This window comes from Rodentibacter trehalosifermentans (genome assembly GCF_002000545.1).
Classification (GTDB): domain Bacteria; phylum Pseudomonadota; class Gammaproteobacteria; order Enterobacterales; family Pasteurellaceae; genus Rodentibacter; species Rodentibacter trehalosifermentans.
Genome location: NZ_MLHL01000013.1, coordinates 1 through 5,332 on the forward strand (window position 1 = coordinate 1; position 5,332 = coordinate 5,332).

Genomic DNA, 5,332 nt, shown 5'->3' on the forward strand with positions numbered 1-5,332 from the left:
TGAAATGCCGGCACTGATGCTTTTCATTTCCTCTTAGTGGTAATTTATTTTCGTTTTAAATCGTTATTCTTCAATTTCTCTATTATTCAAAACCAAATTTAAATCATAAAGAAATTCTTGTTTTTCTTCTTCTCCTAATTCTGAAATTAAATCATTCAAATTATTTTCAGATAATATTTTATCAATGTCATTTAACGCCGCTCTATGCCCATAAGGATTACGTCCTCCCCTTAATATTACATATATAATATATAGCATTAAGTTTTCTATCGGCAAATTAAAGTTGCCCTCAAAACTATCTAAAGCTCCCCCCCATTCACTTTCACTCTTTTCCCATTGATAAACTTTTCCATTCCTAAATTTTCTTTGACACCATAAATATGCATCTTCAAAAAACCATTGTTTTAATGTTTTATAATCTATTCGTTTTGTCATTATTTTTTCCCATTAGGCTTAATTAAATTTCCATTGTTATCAAAAATATTTAATTTGATATTTGGATAACGTTTATTAAATTGATCCGCTACACCTAGACAACTTACACAAGCGGGACGTTCTGTAAAAATCGTTACTTGACCTTTAGCTTGAAAATTATCTCCTAGTTGATCAGCTCAATTAGAAAAAATTTTATACTCAGCAAGCTTAACGTGAATGATTCATCATTCACATACCCTACGCTTATCTGCTAAATAACCATTATTCTATGATATCTAATCTAACAACTCTCACATCAACCATTTTCTTATCTAAATAACCATAATCATATAATTCATCTAATTCTAAGAAGAATAGAGAATCTACTCCTCCTCTATCAATATCTAATACTCCGGTTATCAAGTATTCATATCCTTTTAATTGTCTAATTTCTTTATTAGTCGAGTTACTTAGGAACACATCAAAATCATCATAAACAACTATTTCAGCAAAGAACTTATCTCCAATCTTATGAGCCAATCCTATATTAGAAAAACAATTTAGTTTAATATTATTTACCAACACTACTACATCAGATTCATCATTACTAATTAAAGTGCAAAAATATTTCATTTTCTCTCTCCCTTAGGATAAATAACTTTATGGGAATTATCATCATTTAATAATTTCCAAAACTCTTTTCCACTTTTTGTATGATAGGTTGTTATATTTCCATCTAGATCAGTACCTACAAAGGCAAATTTAGTATCTCCTTTTTTAGTTGTATTGCCTAAATATTTAATAAATCAGTTTCTTAATTCTCCTTTATTAATTCCTGAATTCATTACATATCTTGCACCTGTTAAATATTCCAATGATGTAGCAGGCGTAGCACGGAAAAAATTAATTCGAGCATGAATGATAAATCATCCACGCGCCCCTCACTTGCTAGTAATCTTTATATCGGAGATAAATTATTATAAAATACATAGCAGATACAAAAATCCAAAAGTATATCTCTCGAACTGTAGTCTCCGTAAAAAAGGAAAAAAGATCAATTTGATAAAAACATCGCCCCTGATTAATATTATAAAAAACATTTGCCAACAAAAACATAATAAACATCAATATAATTCCTGCAAAAGCAGAGAAAATAAAAATAAAAATAATCTTTTTCATTATTCTTCTCCTTTTTTCTTTAAGTAATATCCTTGAAAAGCTTTATTACTAAGCTCTCCTGACATTGAGCCTAATACGTTAGGAACAATAGTTTTTTTATAACCATAAACATAAGGTAAATTATCATTAATAGGTTGTGGATTATATTTAGTCCAAGTTGAATTTGGATATTTTTTACTCAATGGGATTTCAATCGCTTTTCCAAATCCATATCCAATGGCAGAACCGATAGCACTACTTGTTGCCCCTTGGGAGATAGATTTGTCAGTAACATAGCTATTTAAAGCTCCGGATACTGCATTTCCTCCTACGGTTAAAATAATTCCTTTATCTTTTAGACCATATGCTGTAACGAGATCAATCGCTAAAGTTCTTAGATCTACTTTACCATCAGAGAGTAATTGACTACCTACGCTTCCGGCTCCTGCAATGCCTAAAGTAAATTTACTTGAGTTAGACATCACTTTATTTATGGTTTGAGCACCTTTTAGGGTTCCTAAGCCACTATAAGCTATAGACAATGCTTCTAGACCATCTTTTGTTGAGTGTGCTACTTTAAAATCAAAGGATTCTCTAATTACATTAGGTCGAGTAACATATTTATATTTTAAATCTGAATAAAGCTCTTCTTGCTCTGACTTTTCTACTCTGTTCCAAGACCAACGACTCGGCAAATCAGAACGATATTTCTCATCCAATGCATAAGCATAGCCATAACCTTTGATGTAATTGCCCGAAACTATCTCTTTGACACTTCGGTTAATTTCATTCGGAATTTCCCGAGTGCGTAAACTTTCTGATACATAACGTTGAATGTAGCCACCTAATCTACTCCATTCATCATCCGTCATTCTTTCAGGGTGATTTCGAGCCTTATCCGCAAGATAATCACTGGTGTGGTCATCTTGTTCATAAGAAATAAATTCCATTATCTCTTTTTGTGAAGCCTTACCCTCTTTTATTTTTTTCTCAAGAGCCTCTCGTCTATTTTGAGAAAGTGTACTCAAGAAATTATTCTCCACAGCCCTTTTCGCCGTTTCAACTCCCGCAGTGGCACTAATGAATGTACCACCTTGTTGGTCTGTCGTGCCATTGGCTTTTGCGGTAAGCGAAGCAGCCAAGCCCCCTGCCAATTGACTTAAAGTGCTGATGTTTTCTTTCTCACTTGCCGTTAATTGCTCCGGCGTTTTGTCGTAAATCGCTTTGGTGAGGATTTCTGCGGTGGCTTCACCTGTGACGCCCGCAACGGCCCCTGTCAGTGGGTCTTTGCCCGTCACTTGGAATTCTACTGCTGAAAGCAAAGCGTGGGCAGCCAAGTTTGCTGCCTTGTCTTTTGCCGTGTTGCCATCTGTCATCTCATGAATTTTTTTATTCAGATAAGGCGAGGCAAGGGCGACTATCGCACCGCTTGTGTCATTTTGTGCGGCGGCTTGAAGCGCTGCGGTCACCGCTCGGATTGCCATGCCATTTGGGCTGCTAATGCCATAGATGCTGTCGATATTCTCTTGGATTCGGTTGATTTGTGCATCATAATCCGCAAGGATTTGTTTACCCTCATCGGTATTACGCTTATCTCCCAATTTCTCCGAAACCTTAAATTTCTCAAGGCTTAGCTTGTTGATTTTCTCCCGTTCTTCATAAGTCGCTATGTTAACGGCGTTGTTGGCAATCTCCCCTATCACTTTCGCCATTTCTTGCCGCTCTTGCACTTTCTGCAAGTCTTGTTTGGCGACTTGCTGATTCGCGTTTTTTGTATCCCTCGAAAGCGCGGTCAGATTTTCCGGTGTTTTGGTCTCAATCTGGATGTTTTCACTGATGGCCGATTTTGTCAGGCTTCGTTCACGTTCGTTGCTGTTGCCCAAAAGGCTTAACGCACTGTTGACGGCTTGCATTGGATTAATGCCGCCCGTGCCGGCACTGATACTCGCACTCTCCGTTTTGATTTCACTTTTGTTTTCAATATCACGATGGCTGATTGAGCCTGTTTTAAAGCGATTTTTATCGGCATCTGCGGTGCTTTCAATTATCGCGCCATTTAATTGCGTGTGGTTTTGGATGATGGCGTTCATTCCCCCTTCACCCACTTGTATGCCCGTTTGTTCTTTCACTTGGGCATAGTCCACTTTTGCCTTGCTATACGCCGCATTCACCGAAGCCCCACCGCCCGAACCATAGGCTATCGACCCACTAGCCCCAGCACTGGTTTGTTTGGATTCGTATTTCTCCGTATCTTGGCGGCTGGTGAGCGTCAGGTTTTGAAGGTCTGCCTCCCAACGTTTTGCTTTAAGATTGGCGGCTTCAAGCGTTAATCCACCGTCTTCACTCTTCGTGATGATTTTATCGGCGTTCAGGTGACTGTTTTGCCAACGTTCGCTATCGGCGTTTGATTTCCCTTTCGCTACATTCACCGCCCCTTCCAAACCAAAGCCGTAGCTGTTGCCGTTCATCCCCACAAAAACACCCACACTGCCGCCTACTGATTGGTTTTTCGTGCGTTGATGCTCTTCGTCTTTCACGCCTTTTATTTCAATACCCTGTTTGCCTGAAAGTGCCATCACTTTGGCATTGGCATCCACGCCTTCAAAAGTCAGTTTTTCATCCCGGGCTTTTATGGTTAATTCGCCGCTTCTTCTGCCGCTTTCATTTGATAAAGGGTTTTCAACAACCGTAACGTGTGTGAAACACAGTTTCACGCACGGAAAAAATTAATTCGTTCTTACAAATTTAAATTAATCTGGGTATCTTTCATTAAAATCATAAAGACTATCTAACAGTTGATCGAAGTTATCCGAAACATGGAAAATTAGCCATTTACCTGTATCTTCATCGTATTCATCATGAATAACTAAAGAAATTTTAGGTTCAGATGAATTAGGAAAATCTCTATAGTCAAAACAAATCCAATTTCCCTCTGGAGTATGCCCAAATAAGTAAACATTACTATAGCCTTCTTTGTCAAAATAAATGAATTGGTTATATATATTCTCATATTGAGAATTAAAACCATCAAAACTAAATGACGTTGAGGACATTGTTTTATGATACGAATCATAAAAATCAAACGAATCTTGTTCAAACTTAGGATTATTATATTTAATCATTAATTCTTTATAAGAAGAAGGTAAAATAATATTAAACCTCTTTTGAAAATCTAATATAGTGTTTATATTCCCTCTTCCCTCATGATACCAAATATCTATATTTCTAAATTTCATATTATCTTCCCTCACTTAAAGCACCTTCTCCAATATGTTTTACTGGATCATGAATATTGGTTGGAACTAACTGCATATTATTTGGACTTGATTGAGCATTATGATGCCAAGTAAATCCATCAATTTTATCTTTTCCTTTCATGATTTGTTCTAATTGAATTTTATTAAACAACGATTTATCTATTGTTCCATCTAATATCTTATTTTTTAATTCTAAAGTAGCATTAATCATCTCCTTTCTTCGTCTAACAGAACTATTCGTGTAATTTTCAGTTGTTTTTATCGTAGTGGTAAATTTAGCCACGTCATCAAAGATAGGAAATCCTCTAGAATCATAAGGTATATTTGCTATTTCTTTCATATTACCAAATTCATCTTTAGCCGTAATTTTTACTGCCTTGCCATTACCAGAAGTAATCACATCAATATGCTCTCCTGTTGGCAAAATTCGATTATTCACTGTACTTCTTGGATTTTTCACCACTGTTGTAGATTTAACATTCCCTTTTCCATAAACATCTTCA

At 36.2% G+C, this 5,332-nt stretch carries 5 protein-coding genes and 1 pseudogene; all 6 read right to left on the reverse strand.

Annotation, left to right across the window (positions count from 1 at the left end; translation table 11 throughout):
• Positions 1–63: 63 nt before the first annotated feature.
• A complete protein-coding gene (locus BKK52_RS02640) occupies positions 64–435 on the reverse strand; it encodes a hypothetical protein (RefSeq protein ID WP_077477800.1) in 372 nt (123 codons plus the stop codon).
• A pseudogene (locus BKK52_RS13815) lies at positions 435–599 on the reverse strand (deaminase domain-containing protein); the annotation flags it as partial. The gene BKK52_RS02640 and the pseudogene BKK52_RS13815, both read right to left, overlap by 1 nt.
• A gap of 97 nt (positions 600–696) precedes the next feature.
• Positions 697–1,047, reverse strand: coding sequence for a hypothetical protein (locus tag BKK52_RS02650; protein ID WP_077477802.1), 351 nt, complete (start codon positions 1,045–1,047; stop codon positions 697–699).
• Between the two features lie 545 nt (positions 1,048–1,592).
• On the reverse strand, positions 1,593–4,286 hold the full coding sequence (locus tag BKK52_RS02665) for a hemagglutinin repeat-containing protein (protein ID WP_244160209.1): 2,694 nt from the start codon (positions 4,284–4,286) through the stop codon (positions 1,593–1,595).
• A gap of 36 nt (positions 4,287–4,322) precedes the next feature.
• A complete protein-coding gene (locus BKK52_RS02670; RefSeq protein ID WP_165688457.1) occupies positions 4,323–4,808 on the reverse strand; it encodes an SMI1/KNR4 family protein in 486 nt (161 codons plus the stop codon).
• A gap of 1 nt (position 4,809) precedes the next feature.
• Positions 4,810–5,332, reverse strand: a 523-nt coding sequence (locus tag BKK52_RS02675) for an HNH endonuclease (RefSeq protein WP_244160210.1), incomplete at its 5' end; no start/stop codon positions are given.